Source organism: uncultured Friedmanniella sp., assembly GCF_964244005.1.
GTDB lineage: Bacteria > Actinomycetota > Actinomycetes > Propionibacteriales > Propionibacteriaceae > Microlunatus.
Map to the genome: position 1 here is coordinate 25,654 of NZ_CAXTHG010000024.1, position 20,592 is coordinate 46,245.

At 71.1% G+C, this 20,592-nt stretch carries 19 protein-coding genes; 17 read left to right on the top strand and 2 right to left on the bottom strand.

Annotation, left to right across the window (positions count from 1 at the left end; all coding sequences use genetic code 11):
* Window positions 1-9: 9 nt before the first annotated feature.
* On the bottom strand, window positions 10-378 hold the full coding sequence (locus tag ACFE76_RS14990; RefSeq protein ID WP_375432569.1) for a VOC family protein: 369 nt from the start codon (window positions 376-378) through the stop codon (window positions 10-12).
* A 56-nt stretch (window positions 379-434) separates the two neighbouring features.
* On the opposite strand from ACFE76_RS14990, the gene ACFE76_RS14995 reads away from it, so the two are divergent.
* The gene (locus tag ACFE76_RS14995) at window positions 435-896 is read left to right on the top strand and encodes a MarR family winged helix-turn-helix transcriptional regulator (protein WP_375432570.1); all 462 of its coding nucleotides are present in this window, start codon (window positions 435-437) and stop codon (window positions 894-896) included.
* Between the two features lie 197 nt (window positions 897-1,093).
* On the opposite strand, the gene ACFE76_RS15000 is transcribed toward ACFE76_RS14995, so the two are convergent.
* On the bottom strand, window positions 1,094-1,633 hold the full coding sequence (locus ACFE76_RS15000) for a cupin domain-containing protein (protein ID WP_375432571.1): 540 nt from the start codon (window positions 1,631-1,633) through the stop codon (window positions 1,094-1,096).
* A 390-nt stretch (window positions 1,634-2,023) separates the two neighbouring features.
* Between ACFE76_RS15000 and ACFE76_RS15005 the strand changes: the two genes are divergently transcribed.
* From ACFE76_RS15005 to ACFE76_RS15080, 16 genes are all read left to right on the top strand, one after another.
* Window positions 2,024-3,400: an LLM class flavin-dependent oxidoreductase gene (locus ACFE76_RS15005; protein ID WP_375432572.1), complete on the top strand. Its 1,377-nt coding sequence runs from the start codon at window positions 2,024-2,026 to the stop codon at window positions 3,398-3,400.
* A 77-nt stretch (window positions 3,401-3,477) separates the two neighbouring features.
* Window positions 3,478-5,007, top strand: coding sequence for an ABC transporter substrate-binding protein (locus ACFE76_RS15010; protein WP_375432573.1), 1,530 nt, complete (start codon window positions 3,478-3,480; stop codon window positions 5,005-5,007).
* Window positions 5,008-5,064: 57 nt separating this feature from the next.
* Complete coding sequence (locus ACFE76_RS15015; RefSeq protein ID WP_375432574.1) at window positions 5,065-6,132, top strand: ABC transporter permease; 1,068 nt, start codon at window positions 5,065-5,067, stop codon at window positions 6,130-6,132.
* 3 nt (window positions 6,133-6,135) lie between these two features.
* Window positions 6,136-6,999, top strand: a complete 864-nt coding sequence (locus ACFE76_RS15020) for an ABC transporter permease (RefSeq protein ID WP_375432575.1) — start codon at window positions 6,136-6,138, stop codon at window positions 6,997-6,999.
* Window positions 6,992-7,840 carry an ABC transporter ATP-binding protein gene (locus ACFE76_RS15025; protein ID WP_375432576.1) on the top strand — a complete coding sequence of 283 codons (849 nt, stop codon included), beginning with the start codon at window positions 6,992-6,994 and terminating at the stop codon, window positions 7,838-7,840. The genes ACFE76_RS15020 and ACFE76_RS15025 overlap by 8 nt, the downstream gene beginning before the upstream one ends.
* Window positions 7,833-8,699: an ABC transporter ATP-binding protein gene (locus ACFE76_RS15030; RefSeq protein WP_375432577.1), complete on the top strand. Its 867-nt coding sequence runs from the start codon at window positions 7,833-7,835 to the stop codon at window positions 8,697-8,699. The genes ACFE76_RS15025 and ACFE76_RS15030 overlap by 8 nt, the downstream gene beginning before the upstream one ends.
* Entirely contained in the window at window positions 8,696-9,763 is a 1,068-nt protein-coding gene (locus ACFE76_RS15035; RefSeq protein ID WP_375432578.1) for an LLM class flavin-dependent oxidoreductase, read from the top strand. The genes ACFE76_RS15030 and ACFE76_RS15035 overlap by 4 nt, the downstream gene beginning before the upstream one ends.
* Window positions 9,764-9,785: 22 nt before the next feature.
* Complete coding sequence (locus ACFE76_RS15040; RefSeq protein WP_375432579.1) at window positions 9,786-11,567, top strand: FAD-dependent monooxygenase; 1,782 nt, start codon at window positions 9,786-9,788, stop codon at window positions 11,565-11,567.
* Window positions 11,564-12,958, top strand: coding sequence for an NtaA/DmoA family FMN-dependent monooxygenase (locus tag ACFE76_RS15045; protein ID WP_375432580.1), 1,395 nt, complete (start codon window positions 11,564-11,566; stop codon window positions 12,956-12,958). Before ACFE76_RS15040 ends, ACFE76_RS15045 begins: the two co-directional genes overlap by 4 nt.
* On the top strand, window positions 12,955-14,337 hold the full coding sequence (locus ACFE76_RS15050; RefSeq protein ID WP_375432581.1) for an LLM class flavin-dependent oxidoreductase: 1,383 nt from the start codon (window positions 12,955-12,957) through the stop codon (window positions 14,335-14,337). Before ACFE76_RS15045 ends, ACFE76_RS15050 begins: the two co-directional genes overlap by 4 nt.
* Complete coding sequence (locus ACFE76_RS15055) at window positions 14,334-14,870, top strand: flavin reductase family protein (protein ID WP_375432582.1); 537 nt, start codon at window positions 14,334-14,336, stop codon at window positions 14,868-14,870. Before ACFE76_RS15050 ends, ACFE76_RS15055 begins: the two co-directional genes overlap by 4 nt.
* A gap of 461 nt (window positions 14,871-15,331) precedes the next feature.
* Window positions 15,332-15,931, top strand: coding sequence for a cupin domain-containing protein (locus tag ACFE76_RS15060; RefSeq protein WP_375432583.1), 600 nt, complete (start codon window positions 15,332-15,334; stop codon window positions 15,929-15,931).
* Window positions 15,928-17,247, top strand: coding sequence for an ArgE/DapE family deacylase (locus ACFE76_RS15065; protein ID WP_375432584.1), 1,320 nt, complete (start codon window positions 15,928-15,930; stop codon window positions 17,245-17,247). Before ACFE76_RS15060 ends, ACFE76_RS15065 begins: the two co-directional genes overlap by 4 nt.
* 15 nt (window positions 17,248-17,262) lie before the next feature.
* Window positions 17,263-18,594 (top strand): MFS transporter, encoded by a 1,332-nt coding sequence (locus ACFE76_RS15070; RefSeq protein WP_375432585.1) that lies wholly within the window; start codon window positions 17,263-17,265, stop codon window positions 18,592-18,594.
* 156 nt (window positions 18,595-18,750) lie between these two features.
* Window positions 18,751-19,704, top strand: coding sequence for an ABC transporter substrate-binding protein (locus ACFE76_RS15075; protein WP_375432586.1), 954 nt, complete (start codon window positions 18,751-18,753; stop codon window positions 19,702-19,704).
* Entirely contained in the window at window positions 19,697-20,578 is an 882-nt protein-coding gene (locus tag ACFE76_RS15080; protein ID WP_375432587.1) for an amino acid ABC transporter permease, read from the top strand. The genes ACFE76_RS15075 and ACFE76_RS15080 overlap by 8 nt, the downstream gene beginning before the upstream one ends.
* Window positions 20,579-20,592: the final 14 nt, after the last annotated feature.

Consider the following 20,592-nt stretch of genomic DNA (forward strand, 5'->3'; position numbering starts at 1 on the left):
CACCAGGACTCAGACCAGGTCGTGGATGGTGATGGCGTAGCCGTCGAGGTCGTTGAAGGTGAACGTCCGGCCGAAAGGCCCGTCAAAGGGAGCGCCCGTGATCTCGACGCCGGCGGCGGCCAGGGAGTCGTGCAGTTCTTGGACGCCGTCAGCCGCGAGCCAGAGTGCGACGCCGGTCCCGGGGTGGGGAGTGGTGTCGAGGTCGACGCCAGGCAACGGTTCCCGGACGGCGAGCGAGGCCGGGGTGGTCTCGAAGACGACAGCGTGTGGCGGGCTGACCGACGCCCGTCGCAGCCCCAGCCGGGTCTGGTAGAACTCAGCCGCGCGATCGAGGTCACGGACCTGCAGAGCGATGAAGTCGGGGCCGGTTACCGTCATGGGTTCTCTCCTTATGTCAAGAGGTTGACATCCGCACTCTATGTCAGGATGTTGACATGGTTCAAGAGGCTTCGGTCGGAGATCTGCAGCAATCGGTGGGCTACAGCCTCAAGCAGGCTGCGACCGCACTGCGCTCGGCCATGGACACGGTGCTGCGCCCGCTCGAGCTGACCGTGCCGCAGTACTCGTGCCTGGAGGTGCTCGGCCAACGACCCGGCTTGTCCAACGCCGAGCTGGCCCGGGCGACGTTTGTCACCCGGCAGGCGATGGGCGGTGTACTGCGCGGCCTTCAGGAGCGAGGGCTGGTCACCCGTCCAGCCGTCGCGTCACACGGCCGGGCGCTGCCTACCGAGCTCACGGTCCTAGGCCGGCAGCGGCTTCGCGCTGCCAGCGCCGCCGTGCACGCGGTCGAGCGGCAGATGCTCTCCGGTCTTCCCGTGGCCGACCAGCAGCGACTCCTCGACGACCTCATCACGTGTACGACCTCGCTCACCGGCCGATCCGTCCCCAAGCAGTGAAGGACTCCCGTCAGCAACGCACCGGCCGACACGTCAGGTTGGCGCCAGACCGTCGATGACGTCAGGTTGCGGGGGGTCCCGGGGGAACCTTGGCCGCGTCAGCGGTCGACCTGCAGATGCCTCAGTCCTGCCTGGGTTGCGCCCAGCCCGGGGACCACCGGGTTGTCCCGACCGGCTCGACCTCGACCTCGGTCTCGTCAGCGCGGCTGCTGCTCGACTTCGTGGTCGTGCCAGGTGCGCTGGTCCGGCGAGGCCTTCCCGACCGCAACGGGTCCCACCCACACCAGGTCGTCCAGGTTGACCACGATCGCTTCCTGGGTCGAGCGGGCGATCACCACGACCGCCTGCTCGGCCGGGTCAGGATTCTCTTCCCGGTGAGGCACGAACGGCGGCACGTAGACGTAGTCCCCGGGCTCGGTCCGCAGCCGGGTCTCGGTCTCGCCGTCGAGGAAGACGAACTCCGGATGGCCCTGGACGACGTAGATCCCGGTCTCGGACTCACCGTGGTGGTGGTTGCCCGAGCCGGTGACGGGCGGCACGATCGTCTCGCCCATCCAGATCCGCGACGACCCGACCGTCTTGCCCGAGATCGCTTCGCGCCGACGCATCCCGGTCGTCTGGGTGGTGTCCTCGGTCAGGTCGGGGCCGGCGACCTGGTGCAGCCGACGGTCGTAGACCCGATCGCCCGGGTCCCCGTGATCAGGGTCCGAGCCCGGGTGAGGGTGTTCGGTCGGCATGAGTGCTCCTGTCGGGCTTGGCGCGAGGGGACGTTCTCGATAGTGGCGAACCCTGTCCGCATGACGGACAGTTGTCCACATTTCGGACAAGGTTTTCCTATGGACATACTAGGAAATATAGTTCTCTTCATGTCCGCAACCCTGACCGTGCGTCGTGCGATCGATCTCGCGAGCACGGCAAGCGGCCTGTGTATGCCGGGCTGTCCGCCCGTCGCGTTCGCACCCGTCCAGAGGTAGCGACTTCGGGTCGGCGGCTGCCGCTGATGCCGGACTGCGAGCTGGCCGGCCGAGGCCGTCGCGACCGAGCGCCTGCGACCCCAGGGGCCACAGCACTGCAGCTGGTCGGCCACGCCGTGTCCACCGTCCGCACCATCACCTCAGGGGAACTTGATGCCCTCCACACCCTCCTCCAGAGCGCGACGTCAGATCGCTTTCGGCGCCGTGCTGACCGGTGTCGGCGGTCCCGGCCGGGTCAACACCTGGCTCGACCCCGAGATCCCGGGCGACGCGAGCATCGACGTCGGCTGGTACATCGCCCAGGCACAGCTTGCCGAAGCGGCCGGCTACGACCTGGTGTTCATCGTGGACAGCCAGTTCATCACCCCCGACTCGCCGCCGCACTACCTCAACCGGCTGGAACCGCTGACCCTGCTGTCCGCGCTCGCCGTCACCACCCGGCACATCGGGCTGGTCGGCACGCTGTCGACCTCCTACAACGACCCCTTCCACACGGCTCGGCGGCTGGCCTCGCTGGACCTGATCAGCGGCGGCCGGGCCGGCTGGAACGTGGTCACCACGGGCGACGCGGGCACCGCGGCCAACTTCAGCCTGGACGAGCACTACGACTACGAGACCCGGTACGCCCGGGCGCGGGAGTTCGTCCGGGTCGCGCAGGGCCTGTGGGACTCCTACGAGGACGACGCGTTCCCGCGCGACCGGGCCACCGCCACCTTCCTGGACCCGACCAGGCAGCATGCCCTCGACCACCGGGGCCGCTTCTTCTCGGTCGCGGGCCCGCTCAACCTGTCCCGGTCGGCGCAGGGCCAGCCGGTGATCTTCCAGGCCGGCGACTCCGAGCCCGGCCGCGACCTGGGGGCTGAGATCGGCGAGGGCATCTTCACCCACGCCGCCTCCCTCGAGCAGGCGGTCGCCTTCCGTACCGACCTCCGGGGCCGTGCGGCCGCGAAGGGCCGCGACCCCGACCAGCTGCTGGTGATGCCGGGCGTGTCGGTCTACGTCGGTGACACCGACGCCGAGGCACGAGAGCTCGAGCGGGAGTGGCAGCGGGCCGACACCAGCTTCGAGCGGGCGTTGGCGGAGTTCGGCCGTCCCTTCGGCTGGCACGACTTCCGGTCCTACGACCTGGACGCGCCCTTCCCGGTCGAGGCGCTGAAGTCGGCGGAACGGTCCTTCTACACCCAGGCGAAGCGGATCACCGACCTCGCGGCGGAGCGGGGGCTCACCCTGCGGCAGACCGTCGAGGTGGTGTCCAGCCCCAAGCCAAGCCCGTTCACGGGCTCCCCGGTGACCGTCGCCAACGAGCTCGCCCGCTGGTTCGAGGCCGGCGGCGTCGACGGCTACAACATCCACCTCGGCCACCCCGACCAGACCCGCCGCTTCAACGAGCAGGTGCTGCCGATCCTGCGCGAGCGCGGCCTGGCCCGCACCGCGTACACCGGTACGACCCTGCGGGAGAACCTCGGCCTGGACTTCGTCGAGAACCGTCACACCCGCGCCCGCCGCGCCGCCGATCTGGTGTCGGTCTGACCTGGCGCTTCCTCACCACCCACCACCGACCCACGAGGTGCCTGCCGGGCACCGGAGAAAGACAAGGCCGATTTCCCATGAACCCCATCTCCCGCCGGACGCTGCTCGGCGCCTCCCTGTCCGTACCCGTCCTGGCCGGTCTCGCCGCCTGCGGCGCCTCCGGTAGCCCGGCCGGCAGCAGCACCGCGACCGTGCGCTGGGTGAGCAGCTCCGAACCGTACAGCTGGGACCTCGTGGTCCAGGGCAGCGGATTCCAGTACAACCAGCTGGCGCTCGTCTACACCTCGCTCACCACGATCAACGAGAAGGGCGAGGCGCAACCCGGCCTGGCCGAGACCTGGAAGTACAACAGCAAGGGCGACGAGATCACCTTCTCGCTGCGCAAGGGCCTGACGTTCACCGACGGCAGCCCGGTCAACGCGAGCGCCGTCAAGGCCTACATCAGCCGGGCGCAGAAGCAGGCGAACTCCGCGATCGCCGGTGACCTGACCTCGATCAAGGAGGTGGTGGCCGAGAGCGACACCGACGTCACCTTCCGGCTGGCCCAGGTCGACTACCAGATCCCGCTGCTGCTGGGCCAACGCATCGCGGCGATCACCAGCGAGGAGGCGGGCAAGACCCCGGACGGGCTCACCACCAAACCGGTCGGTCACGGCCCGTTCCGGGCGTTGGAGATCGTGCCGGGCGCCCACGCCTACTTCGAGAAGAACCCCGACTACTACGACGCAGCCAACATCTTCATCGACCGTCTCGAGCTCTCCTGGGGGATCGACGCCGCGTCGGTCGTGTCCTCGGTCCAGACCGGGGTGTACGACTTCGCCGATGTGGTGGCCAGCCAGGTGCAGGCGGCCGAGGCGGCCAAGCTCGACGTGATCGAGCATCCGGTCAACTCGGCTCAGAACCTCAGTATCAACGCGAACAAGGCGCCGTTCACCGATCCGGCGGTGGTCGAGGCGGTCCGGTACGCGATCAACCGCGACGAGCTGCTGACGAAGGTCAACTTCGGCCGCGGCTGGACGACCTCGCAGCCGTTCCCGCCCGGACACATCGCCTACGACCCCGAGTCCGCCGACCCGTGGCCCTACGACCCGGCCAAGGCCAAGCAGATCCTCGCCGACGCCGGTTACACCGAGAACGACCCCCGGCTGGAGGTTCCGTTCGTGGTGTCGGCCCCCGCGGCGGCCAACGAGATCATCCAGGCCCAGCTGGCCGCCATCGGCATCAAGGCCACGATCAAGGTCGACACGAACTGGCAGACTCCTTTCTTCGCCAAGGACCTGGTGCTGTCCACCTACGGGACCACCGGCCGGGAGTCCCCGGTGCAGACCCTGACGGCGCACTTCGGCCCCAAGGGACCGCTGAACCTCAGCGGACCGTTCACCTCCAAGGAGTTCCAGCAGCGGGTCGCGGTCGCGCGGGAGACCCCGCTCGAGGACCCCGACTACGCGAAGAACCTGCAGGCCGCGACCCGGGCGGGGGTCCGGGACACCCCGACCGTCTTCACCATCGGTGGACCCACGCTGTTCGCCAAGACCACGCGGCTCGCCGCCATCCCGCCGATCCCGGGTCAGATCCACTGGACCGGCGTGAAGATCCAGGCCGACTGACCCGTCGGCGACCAGCGCTCCCCGCCAATGTCGGGTAGCGGAGCAGAGAGGACCATCATGGCGACCCAGACCCCTGTGGCGCCGGCACCGCCCCGGGCGCCGGCGCCGGCGGCGGAGCGCCCGAGCGTACGCGAACCGCGACATCGGCGGCGGTCGAGCGGCCTGGCCGGACGGCGGCTCGTCCTGGCGGTCCTGCGGCCGCTGGGTGTGTTCGTGCCGGTCTTCCTGTTCGGTACCTTCGTCACCTTCCTGCTCGGCGAGCTGAGCGGGCTCAGCCCGGCCGCTCTGCAGCTGGGGGAGTCGGCCACGCCCGAGGCGATCGCCCAGCTCGAGCACAACTGGGGGCTGGACCGGCCGTTCTGGCTCCGCTACGCCGACTGGTTCGGGCACATGCTGACCGGGGACTTCGGCCGCAGCTGGGCCAACAACCAGTCGGTCGCCGAGCAGATCCTGCAGCGCGCCTCGGTGAGCCTGTCGGTGGCCGGCCTGGGGCTCGTGATCGGCATCGTCGGCGGGCTGGCCCTCGGCGTCCTCGCGGTGGCCAAGCAGGGGACCCTGCTCGACCGGGGCATCACCGCCTTCGCGACCGCCATCTCGGTGATGCCGGCCTTCGTGGTCGGCATCGTGCTGGTCGCGGTGTTCGCCGTCGGTCTCGGCCTGCTCCCCTCAGCCGGGTACGTCCCGCTCGACCGGGGCTTCGACAAGTGGATCGTCCACCTCGTCCTGCCGGCCGTCGCGCTCAGCCTCGACACCGTGGCCGAGGTGGCCCGACAGCTGCGGGTCGGGCTGATCCAGGCGTACCGGGAGAACTACGTCCTCGGTGCCGTGGTGCGCGGGCTCAGCGGTCGACGCATCTTCTGGGTGCACGCGCTGCGCAACGGCCTCGGGCCGACCCTGGCCGTCCTCGGGCTGAAGTTCGCCAACCTGCTCGGCGGCGCGGTCGTCCTCGAGCAGGTGTTCGGGCTCTCGGGCTACGGCATGTTCGCCGCGAAGTCCGCGCTGATCGGCGACGTCCCGGCGGTCCAGGGCGTGCTCGTGGTCGCGGTCGTCATGGTCGTGGCCTTCAACGTCGGCGTCAACGTGCTGCTCCACCGACTGATCCCGACCGCCTCCGGAGGGGTGTGACCCATGATCCGCAACGTGCTCCGGCTCCGCTCCGGACGACTCGCGGTGGTGCTCCTCGGTGCCATCGTGCTGCTGTCGGTCTTCGGCCGCGTCCTGGCGCCGTACGACCCGATCGCGCAGACCGACCTGACCCTGGCCGGTCCGGCCTGGGCCCACCCGCTCGGCACTGACTACCTCGGCCGCGACGTGCTCAGCCGGATCCTCTGGGGTGCGCCGGTCAGCGTGCTCAGTGCCGTCCAGGTGGCCCTGATCGGCCTGGGACTCGGCGCGATCCCGGGCATCGTCTCGGTCTACCTGGGCCGGGTCTTCGAGTGGTTCACGCTCCGGTTCGCCGACACCCTGATCGCCCTGCCGTTCTTCGTCTTCGCGGTCGCCATGACCGCCCTGATGGGCAACGGCATCAGCCAGGCGATGCTCGCCGTCGGGATCCTGGTGGCGCCGGTCTTCTACCGGGTCGCGCGGGCGGCCACGTTGTCGGTGTCCCAGTCGCCCTACGTCGAGGCGGCGGTCCTGGCCGGCGCCTCGACCGGCTGGATCGTCCGGCGACACGTCGCCGCCAAGGTGCTGCCGCCGATCGCGATCGCGCTGGCCAACACCATGGGCGTCGGCCTCGTCGTGGTGGCCAGCCTGACCTTCCTCGGTATCGGCGTGCAGCCGCCGGAGCCGACCTGGGGCGGCGTGCTCGCCTCCGACCTGGGCTACCTCGGCTACCGGCCGTACGCGCCGCTGTTCCCGACCGTGCTGATCATGATCACGGTCTGGGCCTTCAACCTGCTCGCGGACGCGATCCGCGACGTGGCCGGCAGCTCGGGTGCCCGACCGGCCCGGCCGTCCCTCCCGAGAGTCGAGGAGGTGGCTCGTGGCTGAGGCGACCGACGTCCTGCTGCGGCTCGACCGGGTCGCGATCACCGACCCCCTGGACAGCACCGAGCTCGTCCAGTCGATCAGCTTCACGCTGCGACGGGGTGCCGTGCTCGGCATCGTGGGGGAGTCCGGCAGTGGCAAGACCCTCACCTGCCGGGCCGCCCTGGGCATCCTGCCGGACCGGCTCCAGGTCAGCGCCGGAAGCATCGAGATCTTCGGTGCCGACGCCGCGACGCTGACCGCGAAGGAGTGGACGGCACTGCGGGGCAGCCGGATCGGCGCCGTGTTCCAGGACCCCGGCTCCTACCTCAACCCGTCGATCCGGGTCGGCCCCCAGGTGGCCGAGGTGCTGCGGGTGAAGGCCGGGCTGAACCGCCGGCAGGCGCGCCGCCGGGCTGTGGAGCTGTTCGGGGAGGTGCGACTGGCCGACCCGGACTTCGTGTACCAGCAGTACCCCCACGAGCTGTCCGGCGGGATGCTGCAGCGGGTGTTGATCGCGGCGGCGATCGCCCTCGAGCCCGAGATCCTGATCGCCGACGAGGCCACGACCGCGCTCGACGTCACGGTGCAAGCAGAGATCCTCGACCTGCTGGTCGAGCTCAAGGAGCGGATCGGCCTGGCGCTGGTCGTCGTGGCCCACGACCTCACCGTGGTCGCCCAGCTGTGTGACGAGGTGCTGGTGATGCGGGACGGCGAGGTCGTCGAGCACGGCAGCTGCGACCAGGTCCTGCGCTCACCGCAACACGCCTACACCCGGTTGCTGATCTCTGAGCACCACCAGTACGGCCTGGACCGGTTCCGGGCCGGCGCGACCCCACGAACGGAGGTGCTCGACCGTGTCTGAGTCGGTTGTCCCCAGATCCTTGCTCACCGTCGAAGGGCTCGAGGTGACCTACGGCCGCGGCCTGCGCCGGACCCACGCGTTGCGGGGCGCCTCGTTCGCCCTCCAACCCGGCCAGTCGCTCGGGGTGATCGGCGAGACCGGGTCGGGCAAGTCGACCTTGGCCCGAGCGGTCCTCGGCCTGGTCCGCCCGGCCGCCGGCACCATCCGGCTGGCGGGGGAGGACCTCACCCGGTTCAACGGCGGGCAGTGGCGTGACCTGCGCCGCCGCGGCGTCGCCCAGTACGTCTTCCAGGACTCGCTGCGCAGCCTCGACCCCGACCTGCCGGTCGGCACCTCGATCGCCGAACCGTTGCTCATCGGCGGTTCCGACCGGCGGACGGTGGCCGCCAAGGTCGAGGCACTCGCCCATCAGGTCAACCTCGACCCGGACCTGCTCCGCCGACTTCCCGGTGAGCTGTCCGGTGGACAGCGACAGCGCGTCGTGGTCGCCCGAGCGTTGATCACCAGCCCCCAGCTGCTGATCCTGGACGAGCCGGTCAGCGCGCTCGACGCCGCCAACCGGGTCCAGGTGCTGGAGCTGCTCGTCCGGCTGCGCGCCAGCGAGTCGACGAGCCTGATCTTCATCTCCCACGACCTGGGCTCGGTGGCGGGCATCGCCGACCAGGTGGTGGTGCTCTACCGCGGCCAGATCGTGGAGGCCGGCCCGACCGAGCAGATCGTCCTCCGGCCGCGCCACCCCTACACCCGGCTGCTCATCGGGTCGGCTCCGACCTTGGCCTCCGGCGCCGTCGACCGGGTGCGGCGCGACGAGCTGCGCGCGGAGCTGCAGGCGCTCGAGCCGGTCGGAGCGGGGTCATGACCCTTCCCCAGGCTCCGGGCGCGGCCCGTCACCAGGCTCAGCGGGCGGCCGGGCGTCGACTGCGGCTGGGCTTCCTGACCCACGTCGAGGGGGGCGCCGACATCGCCGAGAGCTACCTCAACGCGACGGAGCTGTTCGTCGCGGCCGACGAGCTCGGCTTCGACTCCGGCTGGGTCGCGCAGCACCACTTCTCCGACGACCCGACCGGTGGGCTGGCCGCACCGTGGGTGTTCCTGGCTCACGCGGCGGCGCGCACCTCGCGCATCCACCTCGGCACCGGCATCACGCTGGCCTCGATCGAGGACCCGATCCGGCTCGCCGAAGACGTCGCCGTGGTCGAGACCCTCTCCGGTGGCCGGGTGGAGCTCGGGGTCGGCAGCGGCTTCGGCGAGTCGACGTTCCGCGCCTTCGGCCGCGACCATGAACGGCGACGCGAGCTGACGACCGAAAACTTCGCGCGCACCCGGGCGGCGCTGCTCGGCGAGCCGATCGACGACGTCGGCACGGTCATCAAGGCACCCTCACCGGACCTGGTCCGGTCGCGCTCCTGGCACGCGGTGTTCTCCGCCGGCGGCGCGGCCCACGTCGCCGACGAGGGCAGCAACCTGCTGTTGAACCGGGCCGCGTACGGCTACGAGGAGCCGACCGACGTCGTCCAACGGCCGTGGGCTGAGGCCTACCTGGCCGGCTGGCGGCAGCGTCGAGCCCCACGGATCGGCCTGTCCCGGCTGATCTTCCCGGCCGCGGACCGGGCGACCTCGCTGCGGCACCTGGCCGACGGGGTCCTCGACGGCGTCCGGCGGATGAGCGGCACGCGGAACCTCGGCCCGGCCGACCTGGAGAACGCGCTGTTCCGCTTCAACGCCTACTACGGCCACCCGGACGAGATCACCGCCCGGCTGCAGACCGAGCGCGTCCTCCCGGTGGCCACCGACCTGCTCGCCCAGTTCAACCCCGGCCGCCCCACCCTCGACGCGTCGATCCACGCGCTCGAGCTGATCGCCACCCAGATCGCCCCCGAGCTCGGCTGGACCCGGTCCAGCGCCGTCCCCGTCCCTGCCTGACCTCCTGCGAAAGAGAATCGCCGTGCCTGCCGCCTCTGACCCACCCGCCGTGCCCACCGGCCGCCGTGTCGTCGACGTGGTCCGGTTCCCCACCGACGAACCGCCCGAGATCGTCGACGTGCTGGTCGTCGGGGCCGGTCCGGCCGGACTGGGAACCGCCGTCGAGCTGGAACGGCACGGCGTGTCCGTCGCCGTGGTCGACGGCGCGACCCAGGCCTCCCTGGTCCGGGCCGGGGCCATGGGGCACTCGGCCCGCGTGGTCGAGCTGTTCCGCCGCTGGGGGCTCCTGCAGCGCATCCGTGACGAGTGGACGATCCCGCCGGAGTGGGACCGGGGACACCTGGTGCTCACCTCGCTGGCCGGTCACGAGCTCGCCGGGACGCGGCACCGCTCGTTCACCTCCGACCCCCGGGGCGTCCGTGGCGGCACCGAGACCGGTATCCGCCGGCCCCAGACCGTGCTGCAGAAGGTCTTCCTGGAGCGGCTCGCCGAGCGCGGGGTCGCGGTCGCCGGCGGGTGGCGCGCGACCGGTCTGGCCGAGGACGCCGACCGGGTCGTCCTCACCGTGGAGCACACCCAGACCGGGCGCACCCGGAAGATCCACTCCCGCTACCTGGTCGGCGCCGACGGCGGTCGCAGCTTCGTGCGTCGGGCCGCCGGGATCGAGCGGGACGGGGCGTACGCGACCGAGCGGCACTTCCGGTTCGTGGTCCGCACCCGGTCCGACACCTCAGCCGTGCTCGGCCCCCAGCCCAGTGGCACCAACGTGATCGTCAACGAGACGTACGCCGGCTTCCTGGCGGCGCTGGACGAGACCCACTGGCGGGCGTACGCCGGACCGTACGCGCTGGGGGAGCAGCCGACCGAGGAGGAGCTGCGGGCGCTCGGCCGCTCGGCGTTCGGGTTCGACGTCGACCTCGACGTGGTCAGCGCGACGCCGTACTTCAAGAGCACCCGGATCGCCCAGGCTTTCCGTCGCGGTCGTGTGCTGCTGGTCGGCGACGCCGCGCACGTCCGCACGCCGGGCGGGAACCTCGGCGAAGGCTTCGGGGACATCGCCAACCTCGGCTGGAAGCTGGCGGCGACGCTCCGCGGCGACGCGGGCGAGGCGCTGCTCGACTCCTACGACGCCGAGCGGCGCCCGCACAACTGGCGGGTCGCCGACCACGCGCTGCAGCGGGCGGAGGCCGCCGAGCAGGCGGTCCGGCGGATCCGCGCCGGCGGGGTGCCGGCTGATGACGACACCAGCGAGGCCGCCGACGCACGGCGGGTGGAGATCGGCCGACTGCTCGACGGCGAGGGTCCGACCCCGGGGGTCACCTTCGACGAGCGGTACGACGCCTCGCCGGTGGTCGCCTACGAGCCGGGGCAGCACCAGGCAGACCCGCCGTGGAGTCCGTTCGCCTACGCACCGACCGGCGCCCCGGGACACCGGGCCCCGAACGGCTACATCGACCCGTACGGCGGCACGCTCTACGACCGGTTGGGCTCGCACCTGGCCCTGCTGGTGCTCGGCCAGGACCAGGCGGCGGTGGCGCCCTTCCTGACGGCGGCGCGCGAGCGGGGGATCGAGCTGGAGGTGATCCACCTCGCCGACGCGGACGCCCGAGCCGTGTACGGCCGCGACTACGCGCTCGTCCGGCCCGACCTGCACGTGGCGTGGCGGGGTGAGGGGACCGTAGCCGGCTCCGAGAGCGAGGCCGGCGCGCTGCTCGACCTGGTCTACGGCCGCGTCCCGGCTGCGGCGGACGACCTCGCTCCGGTTCAGCGCGAGCTGGCCGGGGTCGGGTCGGCGGACCGATGACCCGTCGGAGCCTGAAGCTCGGCGCCGTCCTGGTCGGGGTCGGGGACGGCGGTGTGCCCAACCTCTGGCGCGACCCCGCGGTCCCGACCGACGCCAGCGTGGACCTGGACTGGTACACCCGGCAGGCCCGGCAGGCGGAGGCGGCGGGCTTCGACTTCGTCTTCCTGGTCGACAGCCAGTACGTCGAGCCCGACTATCCGCACCACCACCTGAACCGGCTGGAGCCGCTCACCCTGCTCTCGGCCCTGGCGGCCCGGACGGACCGGATCGGGCTGGTGGCCACGGTCAGCACGACCTACGCGGAGCCGTGGGACATCGCCCGCAAGGTCGGCTCGCTGGACCTGATCAGCCGTGGCCGCGCCGGCTGGAACATCGTCACCAGCATCGACCCCGGCACCGCCGGCAACTTCGGCCGCGCCGCGCACGAGGACTACCCGACCCGCTACCGCCGCGCCCAGGAGAACGTCGAGGTGGTGACCGGGCTGTGGGAGTCCTACGAGCCGGACGCGTTCAGCACCGACAGGACAGCACCCCGCTTCCTGGACCCGGCCAAGCAGCACCGGCTCGACCACGTCGGGGAGTTCTACACCGTCGGCGGCCCGCTGAACCTGGTCGCCTCCCGGCAGGGCCGTCCGGTGCTGGTGCAGGCCGGGGCGTCGGAGCCCGGACGCGAGCTGAGCGCGCGGGTCGGTGAGGTGATCTTCAACTTCTGCCGCGACGCCGCCGAGGGCAAGGACTTCGCCGACGACGTCCGCGGCCTACTCGCGGCGTACGGCCGGAGCCCGGAGGAGGTGATCATCCTGCCGGCGGCCTCGATCGTGATCGCCGACACCGACGAGCAGGCGCAGCAGATCGCCGCCGAACGGCGAGCCGGGATCGACCTCGCCGTGCCGCTGTTCCAGCTGCGCCGGACCTTCGGCGGCCACGACTTCGCGCGCTACGACCTCGACGCCCCGTTCCCGCTGGTGGACGCGTCGACCGCGGGCGGGGCGCTCAGCGGCGCCGCCGCCGTGGCGCAGGACGCCGTCGAGCGGGGTCTCACCCTGCGCGAGCTGCTGCTGAGCCTGACCGACCCGCACTGGGCCACCTTCGTCGGCTCGCCACGCACCATCGCCGACGAGCTCGAGGGGTGGTACGTCGCCGGAGCCGCCGACGGGTTCAACGTCTTCGTCCACCACCCGGGGGACTTCGACCGGTTCACCGCCGAGGTCGTCCCTGAGCTCGTGGCCCGCGGCGTCGTCCGCGACGGCTACCTCGGCGCCACGCTGCGTGACCACCTCGAGCTGGCGGTCCCGGTGAACCGGCACCTCGCTGCCCGTGGCGACCTCGAGCCAACCCCTCAGACCTCACCCCGAACTCCACCCCCATCGAGAAGGCGGCTGATCTCATGACCGACCGTAAGCTCCACCTCGCCTTGGCCCTGTACGGCGTCGGCGGACCCGGGCAGCGCAACCTGTGGAAGGACCCGCGCGTCCCGAAGGACGCCAGCACCGACATCGACTGGTACATCGCCAACGCGCGGATTGCCGAAGCGGGCACGTTCGACCTGATCTTCGTGGTCGACAGCCAGTACATCAACGCCACCTACCCGCCGCACTACCTCAACCGCCTCGAGCCGCTCACCCTGCTCTCAGCGCTGGCGGTGGCGACCACCAACATCGGGCTGGTCGCCACCGCGACCTCGTCGTACAACTCGCCGTTCAACCTCGCCCGGCGGCTCGCCTCCCTGGACCACATCAGCCACGGCCGGGCCGGTTGGAACGTGGTCACCTCGTTCGACCCCGGCGTCGCCGGGAACTTCGGACTCGACGAGCACTACGACTACGACACCCGCTACGCCCGAGCCCTGGAGTTCGTCCGGGTGGCGCAGGGGCTGTGGGACTCCTACGAGGACGACGCGTTCGTCGCCGACGTGTCGGCCGGCCGCTTCCTCGACCCCGACAAGCTGCACGCCCTCGACCATGACGGTGAGTTCTTCAAGGTCGCCGGTCCGCTCAACGTGTCCCGGTCACCTCAGGGTCAGCCGGTGATCTTCCAGGCCGGCGTCTCCGAGCAGGGACGCAACTTCGCCGGTGAGGTGGCTGAGGGCATCTACACCCACGCCGGGTCGATCGCCGAGGGCGTCGCGTTCGGCCGCGACATCCGTCGGCGGATCGCCGAGAAGGGCCGCGACCCGGAGCAGCTGCGGATTTTTCCCGGTGGCCACCCGGTGCTCGGGGCGACCGACGACGCCGCGCGGGCGCTGGACCGGGAGCAGTGGGAGTCCGACAACGACTTCGAGCGCAAGCTGGAAGGGTTCGCCCGTCCGTTCGGCATCGACTTCGCGGTGCTGGACCCCGACGCCCCGTTCCCCGACCTCGGCACGACCGGCGACAACAGCCGAGGGGACCGGGTGAAGGAGATCAAGCGGGTGGCCCGGGAGGAGCGGCTCACGCTCCGTCAGACCGTCGAGCGGTTCAGCCAGTACCGCGGCAACCCCTTTGCCGGCACCGCCGACACCGTCGCGGACACGATCGAGGAGTGGTTCACCGCCGGTGCCCTCGACGGTCTGAACGTGTCGTTCCGGCTGACCGAGCAGCTGGAGGAGTTCGTCGAGCACGTGGTGCCGCGGCTGCGGGCGAAGGGGGTCTTCAGGACGACGTACGAGGCCACCACGCTGCGCGGCAACCTGGGTCTGACCGTCCCGGAGAACCGCTACACCGCGACGCGAAGGAAAGCGTCCGCGAGCCCGGCGGACCAGGCGGAGGAAAGGGAGGAGGCGTTCGCATGACCTCGACCGTGAGGTCGGAGCTGGCGGCCTGCGGTGCCGCGGAGCAGTCGGTCACGCCCGCGGAGTTCACGGCGGTCTTCCGACGCCACCCGGCTGGTGTGGCGGTGATCGCGGGGTGGGTGGGCGAGCGTCCGTTCGGGTTCTCAGCCACCTCGGTCATCTCGGTGTCGGCTGCGCCCCCGATCGTGGCCTTCTCGGTACAGGAGAGCTCCTCGTCGTGGCCGGGGCTGGCCGCCGCGGACACCGTGGTGATCAGCCTGCTGTCGGCCGCTCAGGCTGATCTGTCGGCCCGGTTCGCGACGCGCGGTATCGACCGCTTCGCCGCAGGCGGCTGGCACCGGCTGCCGACCGGTGAGCCGGTGATCACCGACGCCGCCTCCTGGTTACGCGCCACGGTAGTGGAACGCGTCCGGATCGGCGCGTCCTACCTGGTCGCGGTGCGCGTGGACGCAACCGGCGGCGCCGAGGGATCGGATCCGTTGGTCTACCTCGACCGCGCCTACCACCGGCTCGACGAGTCGAGCGCTCTCTAGCCTCGAGCGCCGAGCACCCCGCGGCTGCCCGTGTCCATCAGGCTCCCGGGTGCGTCAAGAACCCCGTCGCCATTGTTCGTCTCAGGACGTGAGGAGCGGCGCGGCGACGGCCACCGGCTGGTCTTGGGTGAGGACGTCACCGCATCGTCGAGCAGGTGCCAGATGAGTCGTTCGCTGTCGGAGCGAGCTCCTACGAGCGGTGGTGCCTACCGGCTGGGCGCCGACGGCTGTGGTCGGCCCGTGCAGGCGAGGCACGGTGCCGCGCTCATCTCGCCGCGTCTCGCCGGCCGCGCACGGTGGTACGCGAACCAGTCCTGGCTGCGTGCGTGCCACCTGAAGCGTGGGTTTTACGCCGACGTAACACCCCGGCTGCTTTGGCGGCCAAGATCAGCGGTGTTAAGTGCTACTTTACCTGTGAAGTAGGGCTGGTCGTCGTCGGGCGGGTCGAAAACGGAGGTGTCGTGGCTGCTCTCGATGCTGGCGTACGCCGGGCGTTGGGCCAGCTGCTCCGCGACCTGCGTCGCCAACAGGGGCTGTCGTTGGCGGAGCTGAGCCGACGGGTGGGGGTGTCCGCGTCGGCGTTGAGCCAGTTCGAGACGGGTCGGGCCGAGCCGTCGCTCGGCACGCTGTGGCAGCTCGGCCGAGCACTCGACGCGTCGCTCTTCGACTTCTTCGCCTCGGAGCCGAAGGAGTCGGTTGATCTCACGCGGGTGGAGGATCGGACGGTCGTCACCTACGACCGGGCCCGGTACGAGGCCCTGGCGCGGAGCAACACGCGCAACATGGACCTGTTCCTGCTGTACCTCCAGCCCGGCGAGGGCGTGGTCCGCGAAGCGGTCGGACATGCGGGCGAGGAGTGCGGTCTCGTGATCGAGGGTGAGCTGGTGGTGCACGTGGCTGGGTCGACGTACCGGCTCGGGCCCGGCGACGCGCTGTGGTTCGACAGCGAGCAGCCCCACACCTTCGAGGTCGTCGGGGACGAGCAGTGTGTCAGCGTCTGGGCCGACACGATCCCGCGCCACCGCGGTGGCGCCGAGAGCAGTGAGTCGGTCTTCTCATGACCACGCCAGCCCGGCTCGAGCCCGACACGCGCTCGGCGAACGCGGAGATGTGGCGGAGCCGGGTGCTGGACCACCTGGACCTGCACGCGGCTGACGTCGTCCAGCTCCTCGCGGAGCTGGTCCGGATCCCCAGCGTGTCGGGGTCGGATGCGGAGAACGACATCCAGGCCCACCTCGCCGGGCACCTCGAGCGGGCCGCCCTCGAGGTCGACCACTGGTCGGTGCCGCTGCCCGAGACGCTGGCGGCGCCGTCCTTCCCCGGGGTGGAGACCGTGCGCTCGGAGGCGTGGGGACTGGTGGGCCGGCTACCGGGGCGACGTCCGGGCGCCGCACCCTCGCTGATGCTGAACGCCCACGTGGACGTGGTCCCCGCGGGGCACCCCAGTACCTGGGCCGGGCACGACCCGTTCGGCGGTCACGTCGACGCCCGGCACGTCTGGGGTCGCGGTGCGTGCGACATGAAGGGTGGGCTCGTGGCCGCCCTGTGGGCCGCCCGGGCCCTGGCGGAGCTCCGGGTACCACTGCAAGGTGACCTGCTGGTCGCCTGCGTGCAGGGCGAGGAGGACGGCGGGTTGGGCACGTTCGCCACGCTGCGCCGGGGCTGGACCGCGGACGCCTGCGTCATCCCCGAACCCACCTCGCTCGACCTGGTGACGGCGAACGCCGGGTCTCTCACGTTCCGGCTGACCATCACGGGCCTGGCCTCGCACGCGTCCCGACGTACCAGCGGGGTCAGCGCTGTCGAGAAGTTCCAGCTGGTGCTGCCCGCGTTGCGCACGCTGGAGCGGCGCCGGAATGCCGACGTCGACCCGCGGCTGCAACGGTGGGACATCGCCTACCCGCTGGAGGTCGGACGCGTCCGGGCCGGGAACTGGTCCTCGTCGGTGCCCGACGTCCTGGTCGCCGAGGGTCGTTACGGCGTCGCCCTCGGCGAGGAGATGGATGAGGCACGGGCTGCGTTCCTGGCGACCGTTGCCGAGGTGAACGCGGCCGACCCGTGGCTGCGAGAGCACCCCGTGGAGGTCGAGTGGTGGGGTGGTCAGTTCGCGCCGGGTGAGACCCAGGTGGACGCCACCATCGCCGGGGCAGTCCGTCGAGCTCATCGGTCGGTGTCGGCGCGTCCCCAGGAGGAGTGGGGCGCTCCCTACGGCAGCGACCTACGACTGATGAGCGGGCTCGGCGGGGTACCGACGGTGCACTACGGCCCGGGAGACGCAGGACTGGCTCACGGCCCTCGCGAACGGGTCCCGATCGACGACGTCCTCACCACGGCCCGCGCGCTCGCCGTGTTGGCCCTCGAGCACTGCCTCCTCTAGCCGAAGGGACCTCACGTGAGCGCCACCACCACTCCTGATCGAGCCAAGTCGGGTTTCCTGCGGCGGATGACCTTGGCCTGTGCGTGGGGTGAGGGGGTCGACGGCTTCGACCTCGGGGTGGTGAGCGTGACCCTGCCGTTCATCGCCGCCGCGCTGCACACCACCCCGGTCCAGACGGGTCTGATCGGCGCGTCGTCCCTGATCGGCATCTTCTTCGGCAGCCCGCTCGCGGGCTTCCTGACCGACCGGTACGGTCGACGGCTGATGTTCAGCATCGACCTGGTGCTGTTCGTCGTCCTCGGCGCCCTGCAGGCGGTCGTCACCGAGCCCTGGCAGCTGTTGGCGGTACGGATCCTGCTCGGGGTGACCATCGGCGCCGAGTACGCGATCGGGGCCGCGATGCTGGCCGAGTTCGCCCCGGCCCGCGGTCGTGGTCGACGGCTCTCGGCCCTGCTCGTGAGCTGGTACGTGGGCTACCTCGCCGCGGTCGTGCTGTCCTACCTGCTGATCAGCGCCGCCGGCCTGTCGTGGCGCTGGGTGCTGGTCACCAGTGCGGTGCCCGCCCTGGTGACGATGGTCCTCCGCGTCGGTATGCCGGAGTCGCCGCGCTGGCTGATCAGCCGCGGTCGTGCCGACCTGGCCGAGCAGATCGTCGACGACCGACTGGGGGCCGGCTACTACGCGCGGGAGCAGTTCGGCGCCGAGAGCCGGGCCGACGGCGGCCTGCGGGCTCTGCTCCGGGGCAGTAACCGGCGTCGGCTGATCTTCATCTGCGTGTTCTGGGCCTGCAACGTCGCGCCCTACTTCGCGATCTTCACCTTCGCTCCCACCGTCCTGGAGTCGCTGCGGCTGTCGAACCCGGCGGCCGGCACCATCGCGCTGAACGCGACCGCCGCCCTCGGCGCTCTGGTGGGGATGTTGACGATCGAGCGCGTGGGCCGCCGCGTCCAGCTGATCCCGTCCTTCTGGGTGATGGCGGTCGCCTTGGCGCTGATCGGGTTGTGGAGCGGCGCTCCGTCGGTGCTGATCGTGCTGGCCTTCGGCGTGTTCTCCTTCTTCAACGCGCTGCAAGGAAACCTCACGGCCGTCTACCCGATCGAGATCCTGCCGACCGAGGTCCGCAGCAGCGGCGTGGGCGTCTCGGCGGCGTTCAGCCGCGTGGCCGCCGCTGCGGGGACCTTCCTGCTGCCCCTTGGCATCACCTCGCTCGGGACGGGTCCGTGCATGCTGATCGCTGCCGCGGTCTGCGTGGTCGGCGGGGTCGTGTCCCAGGTGATGGCTCCCGAGACCACCGGTCGCGCGCTGCACGAGACCAGCCGAGCCGCCCTCGTCCCGGCGGCCGCCTGACCGCCCGTCAGGACCCGAAGCCCTGAGATGACAGCCCACGCCAAGCGTTTCCGAGCAGCAACCCAGAGCGACGTTCGCCCCTGCACCGCCGAATCGTCCGGGAGCCCGCCTCCCGGTAGTCAACCCACGCCCCACGGAAGAGGACCTGTGAACCGGATGACGCCCCAGCCGAAGCCCACCGCGACCCGACGCACCACGCTGCTCGCCACCTCCCTCGTCGCCGCCACACTGCTCCTGGGAGCCTGCGGTGACGTCAACGGCACGAGCGGCGCCACCCCGGGCGCACCCGCCGGCTCCGGCGGAGCGGCTGCGGCCTCCGCGCACACCGCTCACGCAGTCGTGCCCGAGGCGGCGGCGCTGCTGCCGGCCGACGTCAAGGCCAAGGGATCGCTGACGGTGGCCACCGGCGAGGGCTACCCGCCGTTCGAGTTCTACGCCGCCGACAACAAGACCCTCCAGGGCGTCGATCCCGAGCTGGTCAGCGCGGTGGCGGAGACCCTCGGGCTGAAGCCCGACCTCAAGGTGCTGAAGTTCGACGCGATCATCCCGGGCATGCAGGGTGGCCGCTACGACGTCGCCGCGGCGGCGATGGGGATCACGCCCACCCGCAACAAGGTGGTCGACTTCGTCAGCTACTTCCAGGGCGGCACGTCCATCATGTTCGGCAGCGGCAACCCCCTCGACCTCACGCTCGACACGATGTGCGGGCACACCATCGCGGCGCAGAAGGGCACCATCTACGCCACCGACTACCTGCCGACCTTCTCCCAGAAGTGCACCGACGCGGGTCAGCCGGCGATCAAGGTCGCCATCTATCCCGACCAGCCCTCCGCCGCGCTCGCGGTGAGCAGCGGCCGCGCCGACGCCACCATGGACGACTTCGGCCCGCTGGCCTACGTGGCCAAGCAGTCGAACGGCAAGTTCGAGGTGCTCGACGCCAACTACTCACCCGCCCCGTACGGCATCGCGATGGACCACGGCTCCGAGCTGGCCCCCGCGGTGCAGAAGGCGCTGGCGGCGCTGATCGCCGACGGCACGTACGCCAACATCTTGAAGGAGTGGGGCGTCAGCGCGGGGGCGATCAAGGAACCGGCCGTCTCCCGTGGCTGAGGTCCGGGCCGCGCCGGCGCCGTCGAACGCGCTGCCGCTGCAGGTCGTCCGGCTGCGCCACCCCAGCCGCTGGGTGGCCGTGGGTGTCGTCGTGCTGCTGCTGTTCCTGCTCGTCCGGACGCTCATCACCAACGAGCGCTACCAGTGGGACGTGGTCTTCGGCTACCTGTTCACCGACTCCATCCTGAACGGGCTGGGCAACACGCTGATCCTGACCGTCATCGCGATGGTCGTGGGGCTGGTGCTGGGGGTGCTGCTGGCGGTCGGCCGCGACTCGAAGAACCCGGTCGTCTCCGGCGCCTCCGCCCTCTACATCGGCCTCTTCCGCGGGACGCCGCTGCTCGTCCAGCTGATCTTCTGGTTCAACCTGTCGGCGCTCTACCCGGTGCTGACGCTGAAGGTCCCGTTCGGTCCGGTGCTGGCCTCGGGCAGTGTCAACACCTTGATCACCCCGCTCGTCGCGGCGATCCTCGGCCTGGGGCTCAACGAGGCCGCGTACATGGCCGAGATCGTGCGGGCCGGCCTGCAGTCGGTCGACGCGGGCCAGACCCAGGCCGCGCAGGCGCTCGGGATGACCGGACGTCAGGTGTTCTCCCGGATCGTGCTGCCCCAGTCGCTGCGGGTGATCATCCCGCCGACCGGGAACGAGACGATCTCGATGCTGAAGACGACGTCACTGGTCAGCGTCATCTCGCTGCCGGAGCTGCTGTACGCGGCCCAGATCATCTACTCCCGCACCTACGAGGTCATCCCGCTGCTGATCGCGGCGAGCCTGTGGTACCTGGCCTTGACCACCGTGCTGACCATCGGGCAGGGGTTCTTGGAGCGCCGCCTCGGCCGCGGGGACGCCACCCGCCGTGGGAGGGCCGGATGAGCGGCGTCGAGCGC

Excerpts from the sequence above, each read along its gene's own strand:
- ACFE76_RS14990 (WP_375432569.1), bottom strand. The coding sequence starts at position 378 with ATGACGGTAACCGGCCCCGACTTCATCGCTCTGCAGGTCCGTGACCTC.
- ACFE76_RS14995 (WP_375432570.1), top strand. The coding sequence starts at position 435 with ATGGTTCAAGAGGCTTCGGTCGGAGATCTGCAGCAATCGGTGGGCTAC.
- ACFE76_RS15000 (WP_375432571.1), bottom strand. The coding sequence starts at position 1,633 with ATGCCGACCGAACACCCTCACCCGGGCTCGGACCCTGATCACGGGGAC.
- ACFE76_RS15005 (WP_375432572.1), top strand. The coding sequence starts at position 2,024 with ATGCCCTCCACACCCTCCTCCAGAGCGCGACGTCAGATCGCTTTCGGC.
- ACFE76_RS15010 (WP_375432573.1), top strand. The coding sequence starts at position 3,478 with ATGAACCCCATCTCCCGCCGGACGCTGCTCGGCGCCTCCCTGTCCGTA.
- ACFE76_RS15015 (WP_375432574.1), top strand. The coding sequence starts at position 5,065 with ATGGCGACCCAGACCCCTGTGGCGCCGGCACCGCCCCGGGCGCCGGCG.
- ACFE76_RS15020 (WP_375432575.1), top strand. The coding sequence starts at position 6,136 with ATGATCCGCAACGTGCTCCGGCTCCGCTCCGGACGACTCGCGGTGGTG.
- ACFE76_RS15035 (WP_375432578.1), top strand. The coding sequence starts at position 8,696 with ATGACCCTTCCCCAGGCTCCGGGCGCGGCCCGTCACCAGGCTCAGCGG.
- ACFE76_RS15045 (WP_375432580.1), top strand. The coding sequence starts at position 11,564 with ATGACCCGTCGGAGCCTGAAGCTCGGCGCCGTCCTGGTCGGGGTCGGG.
- ACFE76_RS15050 (WP_375432581.1), top strand. The coding sequence starts at position 12,955 with ATGACCGACCGTAAGCTCCACCTCGCCTTGGCCCTGTACGGCGTCGGC.
- ACFE76_RS15055 (WP_375432582.1), top strand. The coding sequence starts at position 14,334 with ATGACCTCGACCGTGAGGTCGGAGCTGGCGGCCTGCGGTGCCGCGGAG.
- ACFE76_RS15065 (WP_375432584.1), top strand. The coding sequence starts at position 15,928 with ATGACCACGCCAGCCCGGCTCGAGCCCGACACGCGCTCGGCGAACGCG.
- ACFE76_RS15075 (WP_375432586.1), top strand. The coding sequence starts at position 18,751 with ATGACGCCCCAGCCGAAGCCCACCGCGACCCGACGCACCACGCTGCTC.